The following is a 16,871-nucleotide window of genomic DNA, read 5'->3' on the forward strand; positions in this document are numbered from 1 at the left end:
GTTCGAAGATGCCTCACGTCCTGCCCGCCTTGCCCTATGCGTTCGACGCCCTGGAACCGCACATCGATGCGCAGACCATGGAAATCCACCACAGCAAGCACCACCAGACCTACATCAACAACCTGAACGCTGCGCTGGAAGGCACAGAGTTCGCCGAAGTTCCGCTGGAAACGTTGCTGCAGAAGCTCGACCGCCTGCCCGAGGCACTGCGCGCGCCGGTGATCAACAACGGCGGCGGCCACGCCAACCACTCGTTGTTCTGGACCGTGATGGCTCCTGACGGCGGTGGTCATCCGCAGGAAGAGTTGGGCCAGGCCATTGACGCTCAACTGGGCGGCTACGAGGCCTTCTGCCAGGCGTTCACCAAGGCGGCATTGACTCGCTTTGGTAGCGGCTGGGCGTGGCTGAGCGTCGATCCGCAGGGCCAACTGGTGGTGGAAAGCACCGGCAACCAAGACAGCCCGCTGATGCAGGGCAACTTGCCGATCCTCGGGCTGGACGTCTGGGAGCACGCGTACTACCTGCGCTATCAGAATCGCCGGCCGGAATACATTGCCGCGTTTTACAACGTCGTCGCCTGGCCGGAGGTGCTCCGACGTTACCGCGAGGCACGGCAGGCGCGGGGGCAAGGATGAAACCGAAGGGCGTCCCATGCGTCTGATCGTGCAGAGTCTGCGTGAAAGCGGAGGACGCAATTTGCGTTGGTTGCTGGGGCTGATCATTGTCCTCGGCGGCGGTCTGCTGGTAGTCCAGCACTTGATGCTGTTGGCGCGATTGTCGCTTTCCCCGCCGCTGTACCTGGCCTTGCATGGCGGCATGCTCTGTGCGCTCGGGACTGCCCTGGGCGCGCTGCCCGTGCTGCTGGTGCGCAGCATGCCGGCGCGAATCGCTGACGCCATGCTCGGCTTCGGCGCCGGCGTGATGCTGGCGGCCACCGCATTCTCGCTACTGCTTCCCGCGCTGGAGGCGGCTGAAGCCTCGGGCCGGCCCACCTGGCTGGCCTCGGTGCTGGTCAGCCTCGGCCTGGCGCTGGGGGCCTTCGGTCTCGCGGTGTTCGGCCGAGTACTGGAAGATGCGCAGGCCAATATCCGGGGCGTCTCTGATGGAAAGGTTCCTGCGCGCATCCTGCTGTTCGTTGCTGCCATCTTCCTGCACAACATTCCCGAGGGCATGGCCGTCGGAGTCGCCGCCGGGGGAGAGGTGCAAGGCGCCAGCGGATTAGCGCTGGGCATCGCGCTGCAGGACGTGCCGGAAGGGCTGGCGATTGCGCTGGTACTGGTCGGGGCAGGCGTGTCACGCGGCAAGGCGGCGTTGGCGGGCGCGGCGTCCGGGCTGGTCGAGCCGCTGTTCGCGGTGCTCTGCGCCTGGCTGATCGGCATCTCGCGGATGTTCCTGCCCTGGGGGCTGGCCGCGGCAGCGGGAGCGATGCTCTACGTGGTGGTGCGCGAGATCATCCCTGAATCACAGCGGCGCGGCCATGCGGCGCAGGCCACCCAGGGGCTTATCATCGGCTTCTGTCTGATGATGGTGCTGGATACGTCGCTGGGCTGATCGAAGGCCCGGCGAGTCACTCGCCTTCGTCGAAGTAGTTGTTGATCAGTTCGACCAGCGCCTTGAGCGCCTCGTCTTCCTGCTCGCCTTCGGCAGCGAGGTGCAGATTGGTGCCCTTGCCGGCGGCGAGCATCATCACCGCCATGATGCTCTTGCCGTCTACCGTACTTTCCGGATTGCGCCCTACGCGAACCTGACAGGGATAACGTCCTGCCACGCCGACGAATTTGGCCGCCGCACGGGCGTGCAGGCCAAGCTTGTTGATGATGGTGATTTCGAGGGCGGGCATCGCGAGGGGCTGTCCTTTTGTTGTCTGTCGCTGCTTAGCTCAGGTCGCGGTGGCGAATCTGTACGTTGGTGAGGGTTTCCTTGAGGGCCTGACCGATGCGCTCGGCAATATAGGTCGAGCGATGCTGGCCACCGGTGCAGCCGATGGCGATGGTCACATAGGCCCGGTTGCTCGCGGCGAAGCGCGGCAGCCATTTGTTCAGGTAGGCGAGGATGTCCTGGTACATCTCTTCTACATCCGGTTGCGCCGCCAGGTATTCCTGGACTTCCACTTCCAGCCCGGTGTGCTCGCGCAGTTCCGGTTTCCAGTAGGGATTGGGCAGGCAGCGCACGTCGAACACCAGGTCCGCGTCCACCGGCATGCCGCGCTTGAAGCCGAAGGATTCGACCAGGAAGGCGGTGCCCAGTTCGGGCTTGTTCAGCAGGCGCAGCTTGAGCACGTCGCGCAGCTGATACAGGTTGAGATTGGTGGTGTTGAGCTTGAGATCCGCCAGGTCGGCGATCGGTGCCAGCAGGTGCGTCTCGTCGGCGATGGCTTCGGCCAGTGAGCGGCTGTCGGTGGTCAGCGGGTGGCGCCGGCGCGTCTCGGAGAAGCGCTTGAGCAGCGTTTCATCATCGGCATCGAGGTACAGCACGTCGCACTGGATGTGCTTGTCGCGAGCTTCCTGCAGCAGCTCGGGGAAGCGCTGCAGCTGGCTGGGCAGGTTGCGCGCGTCGATGGAGACGGCGACCTGCGGGTGCAGCAGCTCGGTGTGCAGCAACGCACGCTGGGCCAGGTCCGGGAGGAGGCTGGCCGGCAGGTTGTCGATGCAATAGAAGCCGTTGTCCTCGAGCACGTTGAGCGCTGTGCTCTTGCCCGAGCCGGATCTTCCACTGACGATGATCAGGCGCATGATCAGTGCCCGTTGTTCTGGAAGTCCACGACGATCCGGTACAGGTCCTCGCCGTTGGCGGCGTGACGCAAACGGTCGCGGACGTCGGAGCGGTCGAGCATGGAGGCGATCTGCCGCAGCAGTTCCAGGTGCTCCTCGGTGGCGGCTTCCGGCACCAGCAGCACGAACACCAGGTCGACCGGCGCGCCGTCGAGGGCGTCGAAATCTACCGGGTGATCCAGGTGCAGGATGGCGCTGATCGGCGACTGGCAGCCGGGGAGGCGGCAGTGCGGAATGGCGATGCCATTGCCGAAGCCGGTGGAGCCCAGGCGTTCCCGGGCCACCAGGCTGTCGAAGATGTCTTGGGAATCGAAACCCGGCAGCTCGCGAGCCACCAGGTTGGCGATTTGTTCGAGGACACGTTTCTTGCTGCCGCCCGGCACGTTCACGAGGGAACGGCCGGGGGTCAGGATTTGCTCAAGTCGGATCATAGGGAGGGGTTAACGGACGCCAACACCTTGCTGGCGTTCGAGGTATTTTTCCTTGTGCTTGATCAGTTGGCGGTCGAGCTTGTCGGTGAGCAGGTCGATGGCCGCGTACATGTCTTCATGTTCGGCGCAGGCCACCACTTCGCCACCGGCGATGTGGAGGGTGGCTTCAATTTTCTGCTTCAGCTTCTCGACCTCCATGATGACCTGAACATTGGTGATCTTGTCGAAGTGGCGCTCCAGTCGGCCAAGTTTCTCGCCGACATAGTCGCGCAGGGCGTCGGTCACATCCAGTTGATGTCCACTGATGTTGACTTGCATACCGCTTTCTCCTTGTTGCCCGTGTGTAAGTGGCAGGTTATGGGGCCTGCCGCCGGAACACCTTGGCGTGGATCAACGTCACACCAGCCGCTTGCGCTCGCTCGAGGGAGAGATTCCTAGGGACTCCCGGTACTTGGCGACGGTACGACGTGCCACTTGAATGCCCTGTGCTTCCAGTAAACCAGCGATCTTGCTGTCACTCAATGGCTTTTTCGGACTTTCCGCCGCGACCAGTTTCTTGATGATGGCGCGGATCGCGGTGGACGAGCACTCGCCGCCCTCGGAGGTGCTGACGTGGCTGGAGAAGAAATACTTGAGCTCGAAGATGCCACGCGGCGTGTGCATGAATTTCTGCGTGGTGACGCGGGAGATGGTCGATTCGTGCATGCCCACGGCTTCCGCGATGTCGTGCAGGACCAGTGGTTTCATCGCTTCCTCGCCGTATTCGAGGAAGCCGCGCTGGTGCTCGACGATCTGGGTCGCCACCTTCATCAATGTCTCGTTGCGGCTCTGCAGGCTCTTGATGAACCAGCGCGCTTCCTGCAGCTGGTTGCGCATGAAGGTGTTGTCGGCGCTGGAGTCGGCGCGGCGCACCAGGCCCGCATACTGCGAGTTCACGCGCAGGCGCGGTACCGCTTCCTGGTTCAGTTCCACCAGCCAGCGCTCGTTGTGCTTGCGCACGATGACATCCGGAACCACGTATTCGGCTTCGCCGGACTCGATCTGCGAACCGGGGCGCGGGTGCAGCGACTGGATCAGTTCGATGGTCTCGCGCAGCTCGTCTTCCTTGAGCTTCATGCGCCGCATCAGCTGGCTGTAGTCGCGGCTGCCGAGCAGGTCCAGGTGGTCGTTGACTAGGCGGATGGCCTCGGCCAGCAGGTAGGTCTTGGTGGGCAGCTGGCGCAGCTGCAGGAGCAGGCATTCGCGCAGGTTGCGGGCACCGACGCCGGCGGGCTCGAGCTGCTGCACACGGCGCAGGACGACTTCCACTTCGTCCATCTCCACGCCCAGTTCAGGGTCAATGGAGGCGAGGATGTCGTCCAGGGACTCTTCGAGGTAACCGTCGTCGTTGATGCCGTCGATGATGCTCAGGGCGACCAGGCGATCGGTGTCGGACATCGGCGCCAGGTTCAGTTGCCAGAGCAGATGGCTCTGCAGGCTTTCGCCAGCGGAGGTACGGGAAGTGAAGTCCCACTCGTCGTCATCGTTGCTGGGCAGGCTGCTGGCGCTGGTCTGGTAGATGTCTTCCCAGGCGGTGTCGACCGGCAGCTCGTTGGGAATACGCTCGGCCCACTGGTCCTCGTCGAGGCTGTCGGCGTTGGGCGTGGTGCTTTCCTGGAAGTTGTCCTGTGAGTTGTTGCTGGTGCCGTTGGCGCCAGATTCGGCGCCGTCGGCCATGGGATCGCTGTTGTCGTAGTCCTCACCTTCTTCCTGGCGCTCCAGCATCGGGTTGGACTCCAGGGCTTCCTGGATTTCCTGTTGGAGGTCCAGCGTGGAGAGCTGGAGCAGTCGGATGGCCTGTTGCAGCTGCGGGGTCATCGTCAGCTGCTGGCCCATCTTGAGGACTAGCGATGGTTTCATGGCTGGAACTAGGCACCTTGTTCGCTGGCGCAAAGCGCGCCATATCCACGACTACGGACGCCGGGGCGCCGCGAGGAAGCAAATTATATGCCTGAGTTTGGGCGCTTTGCCTAGGGGCTGTCGACCTTTCGTTACAACCCGGTTGCGCCAGGGGGGATTGGGCGGCCGAATGCGGCGCGGAACAACCGGCGAACCGGGCCGCGCGAAGAGGGGGAGGTGGGGTGGCCGCGCCCTGGCAGGGCGCGGCGCAGCGCCTTAGAGGCGGAACTCGTGGCCCAGGTAGACTTCCTTCACCAGGTCGTTGGCGAGGATGCTCTCGGCGCTGCCTTCGGCGATCAGTTGACCGTCGTTGACGATGTACGCCGTTTCGCAGATATCCAGGGTTTCGCGGACGTTATGATCGGTGATCAGGACACCGATGCCCTTGGCCTTGAGGTGATGGATGATCTGCTTGATGTCGCCCACGGAGATCGGGTCGACACCGGCGAAAGGTTCGTCCAGCAGGATGAACTTCGGCGAACTGGCCAGTGCACGGGCGATCTCCACGCGGCGACGCTCGCCACCGGAAAGGCTCATGCCGAGGTTGTCGCGGATGTGGTGGATGTGGAACTCCTCGAGCAAGCCTTCCAAGGCTTCCTGGCGTCCGGCGCGATCCAGGTCGCTGCGGGTTTCGAGGATGGCGCCGATATTGTCCGCCACCGACAGCTTGCGGAAGATCGAGGCTTCCTGCGGCAGGTAGCCGATGCCGGCGCGGGCGCGTCCGTGCATGGGCAGGTGGGTGACGTCCTGCTCGTCGATGCGCACGACACCCTGATCGGCGCGAACCAGGCCGACGATCATGTAGAAGCAGGTGGTCTTGCCCGCTCCGTTGGGGCCGAGCAGGCCGACGATCTGCCCGCTCTCGATGCTCATGCTGACATCGCGGACGACTTGCCGGCTCTTGTAGCTCTTGGCGAGGTGCTGGGCGGTTAGCGTAGCCATTACTGCGCTTGATCCTGCTTTTTCTTGGGCTGGATGACCATGTCGATACGCGGGCGCGGCGTGGTCACCTGGGACCCGGTGGCGCGGCCTGCGTTGACGATCTGGCGCTGGGTGTCGTAGACGATCTTCTCGCCTTCGAAGGTGTTGCCTTCCTGGATCACCTTGGCCTGGTCGATCAATACGACGCGGTTCTGGGTGACGAAGTACTGGATCGTAAGGCCGTAGGCCTGAGTGATCTGCTTGTCCGGCGCCGGCTTCTGCTCGAAGTAGGCAGGCTTGCCGACCGAGGTGACGACTTCGATGTCACCATTCTTGTTCTGCTTGAGCGTGACGGTGTTGCCAGTCAGCTTCATGCTGCCCTGGGTTACCACCACGTCGCCGCGATACACGGCTACGCCCTGCTTGTCGTCCAGTTCGGCGCTGTCGGCCTGAACCCGGATCGGCTGTTCCCGGTCGGTGGGAAGAGCCCAGGCGGCACTGCTGCCGATGGCGGCGGCGAGGCTGAAAAGAAGGGGGAGGGTGTTAACGAGCCTCATGCTGACCTCTTACGTTGGACAGCAGGAGCATCCGGCTGTCTTTCAGATACGCTTTCATGCCAACTGCCGTGGTGACACCGTTGGGTTCAGTGATCTTCACGGGCTGGTCAGTCTGCGCATAGTCCTTGTCTGGGAACACCGTCATGCGCGAGGTGTTGAGCAGGAGCGTGCGTTGCTGTGCGTCGGTGCGCGCAACACGCACGTCGTCGATCAGCTCGACCTGCTTGCCTTCGGGGGCCACTTCGGCGTGAACGCTCTGGACATGCCACGGCTGAGACTCGTTCTCCCGGTGGAAGTAGAGGTCAGGCGTAGTGACCAGGGTCACGTCGGTTGCTTTCAGGTGTTCGAGTTTGTCGGCGGTCATCTCGTAGGCGAGGGAGCCGTCGATGCGGTACTGAACGCTCTTGGCGTTGACCACGTAGAAGTCGATGGCGTCGCTGGTCTGCGACTTGAGTTGCCGCTCGTTGAAATCCAGACGCACGTTCCAGTAATAGCCGAGGGCGATCAGCAGGATGGCGATCAGGGCGAGCAACAGCTTCTGTTGGAGTGTCTTGGGCATGTTCGGCTCTAGAGGTACGCGTTCTGGGCAGCTTCGAGGTTGCCCTGGGCGCGCAGGATCAGTTCGCAGAACTCGCGGGCGGCGCCTTCGCCGCCACGGGCCTGGGTAACGCCGTCGGCATGCTGGCGCACGAAGGCGTCGCCGCTGGCGACCGCCATGCCCAGGCCGGCGCGGCGGATGGCCGGCAGGTCGGGCAGGTCGTCGCCCAGGTACGCGACTTCTTCATAGCCTAGACCCAGTTCGGCGAGCAACTCGTCCAGGGCGACCAGCTTGTCCTCGCGGCCCTGGAACAGATGGTTGATGCCCAGGTTCTTCGCCCGCCGCTCGACCACCGGGCTCGAACGGCCGGTGATGATCGCGGTGCTTACGCCGGAGTTCATCAACATCTTGATGCCCTGGCCGTCCAGGGTGTTGAAGGTCTTGAACTCGCCGCCGTCGGGCAGGAAGTAGAGCTTGCCGTCGGTGAGCACGCCATCGACGTCGAATACCGCCAGGCGGACCGCTTTCGCGCGTTGCAGCAGGTCGGCGGTCATTCAGATGACTCCCGCGCGGGTCAGGTCGTGGACGTGCAGGACGCCGACCGGGTGGTCCTTGTCGTCGACAACCACGAGTACGTTGATCTTGTGGTCGTCCATGATCTTCAGGGCTTCGGCAGCGAGCATATCCGGGCGGGCGGTCTTGCCGTGCACGGTCATCACCTGATCGATGGTGACCGTGCGCACGTCCAGCCCCTTGTCCAGGGTGCGGCGCAGGTCGCCATCGGTGAAGACCCCGGCGAGCTTGCCGTCTTCGCCGAGGATGACGGTCATGCCCAGGCCCTTGCGGGTCATTTCCAGCAATGCGCCGCTGAGCGAAGTGCCAGGGGAAACCTGCGGCAATGCTTCACCCACGTGCATGATGTTTTCCACTTTCAGCAACAATCGACGGCCCAGCGCCCCGCCCGGATGCGAGAAGGCGAAGTCTTCGGCGGTGAAACCGCGCGCTTCGAGCAGGGCGATGGCGAGCGCGTCGCCGATCACCAGGGACACCGTGGTGGAGGAAGTCGGCGCCAGGTTCAGCGAGCAGGCTTCGTGCTCCACGCTGGCGTCGAGGTTCACCGCAGCAGCCTTGGCCAGCGGTGATTCGGCGTTGCCGGTCATGCTGATCAGGGTGATGCCCAGGCGCTTGATCAGCGGCAGCAGAGTGACGATTTCCGCGGTGGAGCCGGAGTTGGAGAGGGCCAGGACGACGTCGTCCTTGGTGATCATGCCCATGTCGCCATGGCTGGCCTCGGCCGGGTGCACGAAGAACGACGGTGTGCCGGTGCTGGCCAGGGTGGCGGCGATCTTGCGTGCGATATGGCCGGACTTGCCCATGCCGACCACGACGACGCGCCCCTTGCAGTTCAGCAACAGTTCGCAGGCCAGCGAAAAATCGGTGCCGATGCGCGGCAGCAGGGCGTCCACCGAGTCACGCTCGAGGCGGATGGTGCGTTGTGCCGACTGGATGAAATCGTGTTTCTGGCTCATGTTCGAAAGGCGCGGGGCAAAATGAAGTGCGAGATTATAACGGGAAAGCGACAAAGGCTTCATCACTGGCAACTCAATGTTGAACGCATTTTGCTGAACTGGGCCTTAACAGCGGCTTAGCAGCCCTTGGGGCGCGGCTTCACGGGGTGTTATAGTTCGCGGCCGTTCGGCCTGCCGCGCCGTGTTTCTGCCGTATGACAGACGGGGCAACGGACAGCGCCGTGATGAAAGGAGTTCTATGAGCACCAATGACCAATACGCGGTCGAGCTGAAGGGCCTGAGCTTCAAGCGTGGCACGCGTAAGATTTTCGATAACGTGGACATCCGCATTCCACGCGGCAAGGTCACCGGGATCATGGGGCCGTCGGGGTGTGGCAAGACCACCCTGTTGCGACTGATCGCCGCCCAACTGCGTCCGGCGAGCGGCGAAGTGTGGGTCAACGGCCAGAATCTCCCCACGCTGGGGCGCAGCGACCTGTTCGACATGCGCAAGCAGTTCGGCGTGTTGTTCCAGAGCGGTGCGCTGTTCACCGATCTCGATGTCTTCGAGAACGTTGCCTTCCCGCTGCGCGTGCACACCGAGCTGCCCGAGGACATGATTCGTGACATTGTCCTGATGAAGCTCCAGGCCGTTGGCCTGCGCGGGGCGGTGGAACTGATGCCCGATGAGCTGTCCGGCGGTATGAAGCGCCGTGTGGCGCTGGCCCGCGCCATCGCGCTGGACCCGCAGATCCTCATGTACGACGAGCCTTTCGTGGGTCAGGACCCGATCGCCATGGGCGTGCTGGTGCGCCTGATCCGCCTGCTCAACGATGCCCTGGGTATCACCTCCATCGTTGTGTCCCACGATCTGGCGGAAACGGCGAGCATCGCCGACTACATCTATATCGTCGGTGACGGCCGTGTGCTCGGTCACGGAACGCCGGCCGACCTGCAGGGTCTCGATGATCCGCGAGTGCGCCAGTTCATGAAGGGCATCCCGGATGGGCCGGTGCCGTTCCACTATCCTGCTCGCGATTACCGCGCCGACCTGCTGGGAGAACGTTGATGCGCAAGACTTCATCGCTCGAGCGAGTTCGCCTGCTCGGGCGCGCGGGCCTCGATGTCCTCGAGTCGCTGGGCCGTTCGAGCCTGTTCCTGGTCCACGCCATTTTCGGCCGCCGGGTGCACAGCGGCGCCTTCCAGTTGCTGGTCAAACAGCTGTATTCGGTGGGTGTGCTGTCCCTGGCGATCATCGTCGTGTCCGGCCTGTTCATCGGCATGGTGCTGGCGCTGCAGGGCTACAACATCCTGGCGAGCTACGGTTCGGAACAGGCGGTCGGCCAGATGGTTGCGCTGACGCTGCTGCGTGAACTGGGGCCGGTAGTCACCGGTCTGCTGTTCGCCGGGCGCGCAGGCTCCGCGCTGACGGCCGAGATCGGCAACATGAAATCCACCGAGCAGTTGTCCAGCCTGGAGATGATCGGCGTCGACCCGCTCAAGTACATCATCGCTCCGCGCCTTTGGGCCGGCTTCATCTCGATGCCGCTGCTGGCAGCTATCTTCAGTGTGGTCGGCATCTGGGGCGGCGCCCTGGTCGCCGTGGACTGGCTGGGTGTGTATGACGGTTCGTACTGGTCGAACATGCAGAACAGCGTGCAGTTCACCAAGGACATTCTCAATGGCGTGATCAAGAGCGTGGTGTTCGCTTTCGTCGTGACCTGGATCGCCGTGTTCCAGGGTTATGACTGCGAACCCACCTCAGAGGGGATCAGCCGCGCCACCACCCGTACCGTTGTGTATGCCTCCCTGGCCGTGCTGGGGCTGGACTTCATCCTGACCGCCTTGATGTTTGGAGACTTCTGATGCAAACCCGCACCCTGGAAATCGGTGTAGGCCTGTTCATTCTGGCCGGCCTGCTGGCCCTGCTGCTGCTGGCCCTGCGTGTCAGCGGACTGACCATCGGCAATTCCGGCGATACCTACAAGCTGTATGCCTATTTCGACAACATCGCCGGCGTTACCGTCCGCGGAAAGGTCACCATGGCGGGTGTCACCATCGGCAAGGTCACTGCGGTGGACCTGGACCATGACAGCTATCGTGGTCGTGTGACCATGGAGATCAATCGTCAGGTCAACAACCTGCCGGACGACTCTACCGCCTCCATCCTCACTGCTGGCCTGCTGGGCGAGAAGTACATCGGCATCAGTGTCGGTGGCGACGAAGAGCTGCTGAAGGATGGCGATACCATCAAGGACACCCAGTCGGCACTCGTGCTGGAAGACCTGATCGGCAAATTCCTGCTGAATTCGGTCAACAAAGACGACTCGAAGAAATGAGGGCTCACTCCATGTTGAAAACCTTGCGCCGTGGCTTCCTGGTCCTGCTCGCGGTCCTGCCGCTGTTCGCCCAGGCCGAGCAGACTGCTCAGCAGGTCGTGCAGCAGACCGTCGACAGCCTGCTGTCGGACCTGAAGACCAACAAGGCCAGCTACAAGGCCAATCCCCAGGCGTTCTACGACACCCTGAACCGCATCCTCGGCCCGGTCGTGGATTCCGAGGGCATCGCCAAGGGCGTGATGACCGTCAAGTACTCCCGCCAGGCGACGCCGGAGCAGGTCAAGCGCTTCGAGGAAACCTTCAAGAACAGCCTGTTCCAGTTCTACGGCAACGCGCTGCTGGAGTACGACAACCAGGACATCCGCGTGCTGAACAGCGGCAAGCAGGAGCAGGATCGCGCTTCGGTGAACATGGAAGTGGTCGGCAGCAATGGCGCCGTCTATCCGGTGCAATACACCATGGTCAACCAGGGTGGCGATTGGCGCCTGCGTAACGTGATCATCAACGGCATCAACATCGGCAAGCTGTTCCGTGACCAGTTCGCCGACTCCATGCAGAAGAACCGCAACGACCTGGAGAAGACCATCGCCGGTTGGGGCCAGGTCGTCGCCAAGGCCAAGGATGCGGCCAAGGGCCAGCCGGAAGGCAGCGCAGAATGACTCAGGGCAGTATCACGGAGCGCAGTGAGGGCGACCTGGCCCTCGCCGGCGTGCTGGACTACAGGACCGGCCCGGCGCTGCGCGAGCAGGGCAGAAGCCTGATCGCCGCCAGCAAGGCCGCGTCGCTGCGCCTGGACTGCTCGGCGGTGGAACACTCCAGTAGCGTCGGATTGTCGCTGCTGCTGTCCTACACCCGTGATGCGCGCAAGGCTGGCAAGACGCTGCAGATCTCTGGGATGCCCAAGGACATGCAGGAAATCGCCAAGGTTGGCGAGCTTCTCGAGATTCTGCCGTTACAGCATTGAAACAGTGAGAAAGCCCTCCGTCCGCGACTTCCCCTGCCGGGGTTCGCAGGCGGGGGGCTTTTTTGTATCATGGCCGACCCGCGCGCGTAGGGCGCCGAACGAGGTTGAGCATGCAGGCCGTAGAAGTCAAAAACTTCCTGGAATCGAAACTGCCAGGTACCCAGATCGAAGTGGAAGGCGAAGGCTGCAATTTCCAGCTGAACCTTATCAGCGACGAGCTCGCCGGCCTGAGCCCGGTCAAGCGCCAGCAACAGATCTATGCCCACCTGAACGAGTGGATCGCCTCCGGCGCCATCCATGCCGTCACCATGAAATTCTTCAGCCGCGCCGCCTGGGCCGAGCGTTCCTGAGCCCACGGGGAAATTAGCAATGGATAAACTGATCATTACCGGCGGTACTCGTCTCGATGGCGAGATTCGCATCTCCGGCGCGAAGAACTCTGCGCTGCCGATCCTCGCCGCAACCCTGCTGGCGGACACCCCGGTGACCGTCTGCAACCTGCCGCACCTGCACGACATCACCACCATGATCGAGCTGTTCGGCCGCATGGGCGTGCAGCCGATCATCGACGAGAAGCTCAACGTCGAAGTCGACGCGAGCACCATCAAGACCCTGGTGGCACCGTACGAGCTGGTGAAAACCATGCGTGCGTCGATCCTCGTGCTTGGCCCGATGGTCGCCCGTTTCGGCGAAGCCGAAGTCGCCCTGCCCGGCGGCTGCGCCATCGGTTCGCGTCCGGTTGACCTGCACATCCGCGGCCTGGAAGCCATGGGCGCAGAAATCGCCGTCGAAGGCGGCTACATCAAGGCCAAGGCCCCGGCCGGCGGCCTGCGCGGTGCGCACTTCTTCTTCGATACCGTCAGCGTGACCGGTACCGAGAACATCATGATGGCCGCTGCACTGGCCAATGGCCGCTCCGTGCTGGAAAACGCTGCGCGCGAGCCTGAGGTCGTCGATCTGGCCAACTTCATCAACGCCATGGGCGGTGATGTGCAGGGTGCCGGTACCGATACCATCGTGATCAACGGTGTAAAAAGCCTGGGTGGCGGTGCCAAGTACAACGTCATGCCCGACCGCATTGAAACCGGCACCTACCTGGCGGCGGCGGCTGCCACCGGCGGCCGCGTCAAGCTCAAGGATACCGATCCGACCATCCTCGAAGCGGTGCTGGCCAAGCTGGTCGAAGCCGGCGCGCACATCACCACCGGCAGCAACTGGATCGAGCTGGACATGAAGGGCAACCGGCCGAAGGCGGTGAACATCCGCACTGCGCCGTACCCGGCATTCCCGACCGACATGCAGGCCCAGTTCATCTCCATGAACGCCATCGCCGAAGGCACTGGCGCGGTCATCGAGACCGTGTTCGAGAACCGCTTCATGCACGTCTATGAAATGAACCGCATGGGCGCGCAGATCCTGGTCGAAGGCAACACTGCCATCGTCACCGGCGTTCCGCAGCTCAAGGGCGCACCGGTCATGGCGACCGACCTGCGCGCATCCGCCAGCCTGGTGATCGCTGCCCTGGTGGCCGAAGGCGACACCATGATCGACCGCATCTACCACATCGACCGTGGCTACGAGTGCATCGAAGAGAAACTGCAACTGCTCGGGGCGAAGATTCGCCGCGTGCCGGGCTAGGGCAGAATCAGACGATGCTGACGATTGCCCTGTCCAAGGGCCGTATCCTCGACGACACCCTGCCGCTGCTTGCAGCGGCAGGCATCGTGCCGACCGAGAATCCGGACAAGAGCCGCAAGCTGATCATCCCCACCACCCTCGATGACGTGCGCCTGCTGATCGTGCGCGCCACCGACGTGCCGACCTACGTCGAGCATGGCGCCGCCGACCTCGGCGTGGCGGGCAAGGACGTGCTCATGGAGTACGGTGGCCAGGGCCTGTACGAGCCGCTGGACCTGAAGATCGCCAACTGCAAGCTGATGACCGCCGGTGCGGTCGGTGCGCCGGAGCCCAAGGGGCGTCTGCGCGTGGCCACCAAGTTCGTCAATGTCGCCAAGCGCTACTACGCCGAGCAGGGTCGCCAGGTCGACGTGATCAAGCTGTACGGCTCCATGGAGCTGGCACCGCTGATCGGCCTCGCCGACAAGATCATCGACGTGGTCGACACCGGTAACACCCTGCGTGCGAACGGCCTGGAGCCCCAGGAACTGATCGCGCACATCAGCTCGCGCCTGGTGGTGAACAAGGCCTCGATGAAGATGCAGCATGCTCGCATCCAGGCGCTGATCGACACCCTGCGCGAAGCCGTCGAAGCTCGACACCGTCACTGATACCCACCGCGACCCCGGTCGCGGCAGAGCCCGCCAAGGATGGCGGGAATGCCGAAAACGCAGGGAGCAGCTTTTCGGCCCTATCCGTGTCATAGCCAAATTTTCTCGGGTGCCCGCACGGAAGGCTTGATAGTCTTGCGGCGCCCGAGATCATGCCAATTAAAGAGGCCAGCTATGACCGCACCCTTCGCTATCCGTCGACTCAACGCCGCCGATCCGGACTTCGCGCGTCATCTGGACCATCTGCTCTCCTGGGAAAGCGTGTCCGACGATGCGGTGAACCAGCGCGTGCTGGACATCATCGCTGACGTGCGCAAGCGCGGTGACGCTGCCGTAGTGGAATTCACCCAACGCTTCGACGGTGTCGACGCCAAGACCATGGCCGACCTGATCCTGCCGCGCGAGCGCCTGGAGCTGGCCCTGACCCGCATCACCCCGGCTCAGCGCGAAGCTCTGGAAGTCGCCGCCGAGCGCGTACGCAGCTACCACGAGAAGCAGAAGCAGGACTCCTGGCGCTACACCGAAGCCGATGGCACCGTGCTCGGCCAGCAGGTCACCCCGCTGGATCGCGCCGGCCTGTACGTGCCGGGCGGCAAGGCGTCCTACCCGTCTTCCGTGCTGATGAACGCCATTCCGGCCAAGGTCGCCGGCGTCGCCGAAGTGGTGATGGTGGTACCGACCCCGCGCGGCGAAATCAACGAAATCGTCCTGGCTGCCGCCTGCATCGCCGGCGTCGACCGCGTCTTCACCATCGGCGGCGCCCAGGCCGTGGCCGCGCTGGCCTACGGCACGGAGAGCGTGCCGCAGGTGGACAAGATCGTCGGCCCGGGCAACATCTACGTCGCCACCGCCAAGCGCCACGTGTTCGGCCAGGTCGGCATCGACATGATCGCCGGCCCGTCGGAAATCCTCGTGGTCTGCGACGGCGGCACCGATCCGGACTGGATCGCCATGGACCTGTTCTCCCAGGCCGAGCACGACGAGGACGCCCAGTCGATCCTGGTCAGCCCGGACGCCGCCTTCCTCGACAAGGTCGCCGCCAGCATCGAGAAGTTGCTGCCGACCATGGAACGCGCCGAGATCATCCGTACCTCGCTGACCAACCGTGGCGCGCTGATCCTCGTTGCCGACCAGGAGCAGGCCTGCCAGGTTGCCAACCGCATCGCCCCGGAACACCTGGAGCTGTCGGTGGCCGACCCGGAAAGCTGGCTGCCGAAGATTCGCCATGCCGGCGCCATCTTCATGGGCCGCTACACCGCCGAGGCGCTGGGCGACTACTGCGCCGGCCCGAACCACGTGCTGCCGACCTCCGGCACCGCGCGTTTCTCTTCGCCGCTGGGCGTGTACGACTTCCAGAAGCGCTCCTCGATCATCTTCTGCTCCGCGCCGGGCGCTTCCGAGCTGGGCAAGACCGCGTCGATCCTGGCCCGTGGCGAGTCGCTGACCGCCCACGCGCGCAGCGCCGAATTCCGCATCCTTGACGGCAAGAGTGAGTAACCCATGAGCAAATTCTGGAGCCCCTTCGTCAAGGAACTGGTGCCCTATGTTCCTGGCGAGCAGCCAAAGCTGGCCAAGCTGGTCAAGCTGAACACCAACGAAAACCCCTACGGCCCGTCGCCGAAGGTGGTCGCCGCGATCCAGGCCGAGCTGAACGACACGCTGCGCCTGTATCCGGACCCGAACGCTGACCGCCTGAAGCAGACTATCGCCGAATACCACGGTGTGAAGACCGCCCAGGTCTTCGTCGGCAACGGCTCGGACGAAGTCCTGGCTCACGCCTTCCACGCGCTGTTCCAGCACGGCAAGCCGCTGCTGTTCCCCGACGTGACCTACAGCTTCTATCCGGTCTACTGCGGTCTCTACGGCATCGAGTTTGAAGCGCTGCCGCTGGACGAGCAGTTCCAGATACGCGCCGAGGATTACGCACGCCCGAACGGCGGCATCATCTTCCCCAACCCCAACGCGCCCACCGGTTGCCTGCTGCCGCTAGGAGCCATCGAGCGCCTGCTGCAAGCCAGCCCGGACAGCGTGGTGCTGGTGGACGAGGCCTACGTCGACTTCGGCGGCGAGACCGCGATTTCCCTGGTCGACCGCTACCCGAACCTGCTGGTGGCGCAGACCCTGTCCAAGTCGCGTTCGCTGGCGGGCCTGCGGGTCGGCTTCGCGGTGGGGCATGAAGACCTGATCGAAGCGCTGGAACGGGTGAAGAACAGCTTCAACTCCTACCCGCTGGACCGCCTGGCGCTGGCCGGTGCGGTGGCGTCCTTCGAGGACCAGGCCTACTTCGAGCAGACCTGCAGCGCGGTTATCCACAGCCGCGAGAAGCTGGTGGCCGAGCTCAAGACCCTGGGCTTCGAGGTGCTGCCGTCGGCGGCGAACTTCATCTTCGCCCGCCACCCGCAGCGTGACGGTGCTGAACTGGCCGCGGCCCTGCGCGAAGAGGGCGTGATCGTGCGTCACTTCAAGCAGCAGCGGATCAACCAGTTCCTGCGCATCAGCATCGGCACCGAGGAGCAGAACCAGGCTCTGATCGATGCCCTGCGACTGAAGTTGTAAGGCTTTCGCTGGTAACGAAAACGGCGCCCGAGGGCGCCGTTTTTCATGGCTCCGGAAAAG

The 16,871-nt window shown here is 63.6% G+C and carries 22 protein-coding genes; 12 read left to right on the forward strand and 10 right to left on the reverse strand.

What is annotated here, in order from left to right:
* The first annotated feature begins 8 nt into the window (after positions 1–8).
* A complete protein-coding gene (locus tag GJV37_RS15685) occupies positions 9–635 on the forward strand; it encodes a superoxide dismutase (RefSeq protein WP_024766549.1) in 627 nt (208 codons plus the stop codon).
* A 22-nt stretch (positions 636–657) separates the two neighbouring features.
* Positions 658–1,551: a ZIP family metal transporter gene (locus GJV37_RS15690; RefSeq protein WP_425326839.1), complete on the forward strand. Its 894-nt coding sequence runs from the start codon at positions 658–660 to the stop codon at positions 1,549–1,551.
* 16 nt (positions 1,552–1,567) lie between these two features.
* On the opposite strand, the gene GJV37_RS15695 is transcribed toward GJV37_RS15690, so the two are convergent.
* The 10 genes from GJV37_RS15695 to GJV37_RS15740 all read right to left on the reverse strand — a co-directional run bounded on the left by GJV37_RS15695 (position 1,568) and on the right by GJV37_RS15740 (position 8,685).
* A complete protein-coding gene (locus GJV37_RS15695; RefSeq protein ID WP_024766547.1) occupies positions 1,568–1,840 on the reverse strand; it encodes an HPr family phosphocarrier protein in 273 nt (90 codons plus the stop codon).
* 34 nt (positions 1,841–1,874) lie between these two features.
* The gene (gene rapZ / locus GJV37_RS15700) at positions 1,875–2,732 is read right to left on the reverse strand and encodes an RNase adapter RapZ (RefSeq protein ID WP_024766546.1); all 858 of its coding nucleotides are present in this window, start codon (positions 2,730–2,732) and stop codon (positions 1,875–1,877) included.
* A gap of 2 nt (positions 2,733–2,734) precedes the next feature.
* On the reverse strand, positions 2,735–3,202 hold the full coding sequence (ptsN, locus tag GJV37_RS15705; RefSeq protein ID WP_037009823.1) for a PTS IIA-like nitrogen regulatory protein PtsN: 468 nt from the start codon (positions 3,200–3,202) through the stop codon (positions 2,735–2,737).
* A gap of 9 nt (positions 3,203–3,211) precedes the next feature.
* On the reverse strand, positions 3,212–3,520 hold the full coding sequence (gene hpf, locus GJV37_RS15710) for a ribosome hibernation-promoting factor, HPF/YfiA family (RefSeq protein ID WP_017518151.1): 309 nt from the start codon (positions 3,518–3,520) through the stop codon (positions 3,212–3,214).
* A gap of 78 nt (positions 3,521–3,598) precedes the next feature.
* Positions 3,599–5,101, reverse strand: a complete 1,503-nt coding sequence (locus GJV37_RS15715; protein ID WP_081754068.1) for an RNA polymerase factor sigma-54 — start codon at positions 5,099–5,101, stop codon at positions 3,599–3,601.
* A gap of 255 nt (positions 5,102–5,356) precedes the next feature.
* Entirely contained in the window at positions 5,357–6,082 is a 726-nt protein-coding gene (gene lptB, locus GJV37_RS15720; RefSeq protein WP_037009811.1) for an LPS export ABC transporter ATP-binding protein, read from the reverse strand.
* The gene (gene lptA, locus GJV37_RS15725) at positions 6,082–6,618 is read right to left on the reverse strand and encodes a lipopolysaccharide transport periplasmic protein LptA (RefSeq protein WP_024766543.1); all 537 of its coding nucleotides are present in this window, start codon (positions 6,616–6,618) and stop codon (positions 6,082–6,084) included. The genes lptB and lptA overlap by 1 nt, the downstream gene beginning before the upstream one ends.
* A complete protein-coding gene (lptC, locus tag GJV37_RS15730) occupies positions 6,605–7,177 on the reverse strand; it encodes an LPS export ABC transporter periplasmic protein LptC (protein ID WP_024766542.1) in 573 nt (190 codons plus the stop codon). The genes lptA and lptC overlap by 14 nt, the downstream gene beginning before the upstream one ends.
* An 8-nt stretch (positions 7,178–7,185) precedes the next feature.
* The gene (locus tag GJV37_RS15735) at positions 7,186–7,710 is read right to left on the reverse strand and encodes a KdsC family phosphatase (RefSeq protein ID WP_037009806.1); all 525 of its coding nucleotides are present in this window, start codon (positions 7,708–7,710) and stop codon (positions 7,186–7,188) included.
* Positions 7,711–8,685, reverse strand: coding sequence for a KpsF/GutQ family sugar-phosphate isomerase (locus tag GJV37_RS15740; RefSeq protein WP_024766541.1), 975 nt, complete (start codon positions 8,683–8,685; stop codon positions 7,711–7,713).
* Positions 8,686–8,923: 238 nt separating this feature from the next.
* On the opposite strand from GJV37_RS15740, the gene GJV37_RS15745 reads away from it, so the two are divergent.
* From GJV37_RS15745 to hisC, 10 genes are all read left to right on the forward strand, one after another.
* Entirely contained in the window at positions 8,924–9,733 is an 810-nt protein-coding gene (locus GJV37_RS15745; protein WP_024766540.1) for an ATP-binding cassette domain-containing protein, read from the forward strand.
* Positions 9,733–10,530, forward strand: a complete 798-nt coding sequence (mlaE, locus tag GJV37_RS15750) for a lipid asymmetry maintenance ABC transporter permease subunit MlaE (RefSeq protein ID WP_024766539.1) — start codon at positions 9,733–9,735, stop codon at positions 10,528–10,530. Before GJV37_RS15745 ends, mlaE begins: the two co-directional genes overlap by 1 nt.
* Entirely contained in the window at positions 10,530–11,003 is a 474-nt protein-coding gene (gene mlaD / locus GJV37_RS15755) for an outer membrane lipid asymmetry maintenance protein MlaD (protein WP_024766538.1), read from the forward strand. Before mlaE ends, mlaD begins: the two co-directional genes overlap by 1 nt.
* An 11-nt stretch (positions 11,004–11,014) precedes the next feature.
* Entirely contained in the window at positions 11,015–11,662 is a 648-nt protein-coding gene (locus tag GJV37_RS15760) for a Tgt2/MlaC family protein (RefSeq protein WP_065083921.1), read from the forward strand.
* Positions 11,659–11,967: an STAS domain-containing protein gene (locus tag GJV37_RS15765; RefSeq protein WP_170859506.1), complete on the forward strand. Its 309-nt coding sequence runs from the start codon at positions 11,659–11,661 to the stop codon at positions 11,965–11,967. Before GJV37_RS15760 ends, GJV37_RS15765 begins: the two co-directional genes overlap by 4 nt.
* 110 nt (positions 11,968–12,077) lie before the next feature.
* On the forward strand, positions 12,078–12,317 hold the full coding sequence (locus GJV37_RS15770) for a BolA family protein (protein WP_017518139.1): 240 nt from the start codon (positions 12,078–12,080) through the stop codon (positions 12,315–12,317).
* Between the two features lie 19 nt (positions 12,318–12,336).
* Positions 12,337–13,605, forward strand: coding sequence for a UDP-N-acetylglucosamine 1-carboxyvinyltransferase (gene murA / locus GJV37_RS15775; protein WP_024766535.1), 1,269 nt, complete (start codon positions 12,337–12,339; stop codon positions 13,603–13,605).
* Between the two features lie 14 nt (positions 13,606–13,619).
* Positions 13,620–14,255 (forward strand): ATP phosphoribosyltransferase, encoded by a 636-nt coding sequence (gene hisG, locus GJV37_RS15780; protein ID WP_024766534.1) that lies wholly within the window; start codon positions 13,620–13,622, stop codon positions 14,253–14,255.
* A gap of 174 nt (positions 14,256–14,429) precedes the next feature.
* Entirely contained in the window at positions 14,430–15,752 is a 1,323-nt protein-coding gene (hisD, locus tag GJV37_RS15785) for a histidinol dehydrogenase (RefSeq protein WP_037009800.1), read from the forward strand.
* 3 nt (positions 15,753–15,755) lie between these two features.
* Positions 15,756–16,811: a histidinol-phosphate transaminase gene (gene hisC, locus GJV37_RS15790; protein WP_024766532.1), complete on the forward strand. Its 1,056-nt coding sequence runs from the start codon at positions 15,756–15,758 to the stop codon at positions 16,809–16,811.
* Positions 16,812–16,871 lie beyond the last annotated feature (60 nt).

Source organism: Pseudomonas nitroreducens, assembly GCF_010994165.1.
Taxonomy (GTDB): Bacteria; Pseudomonadota; Gammaproteobacteria; order Pseudomonadales; family Pseudomonadaceae; genus Pseudomonas; species Pseudomonas nitroreducens.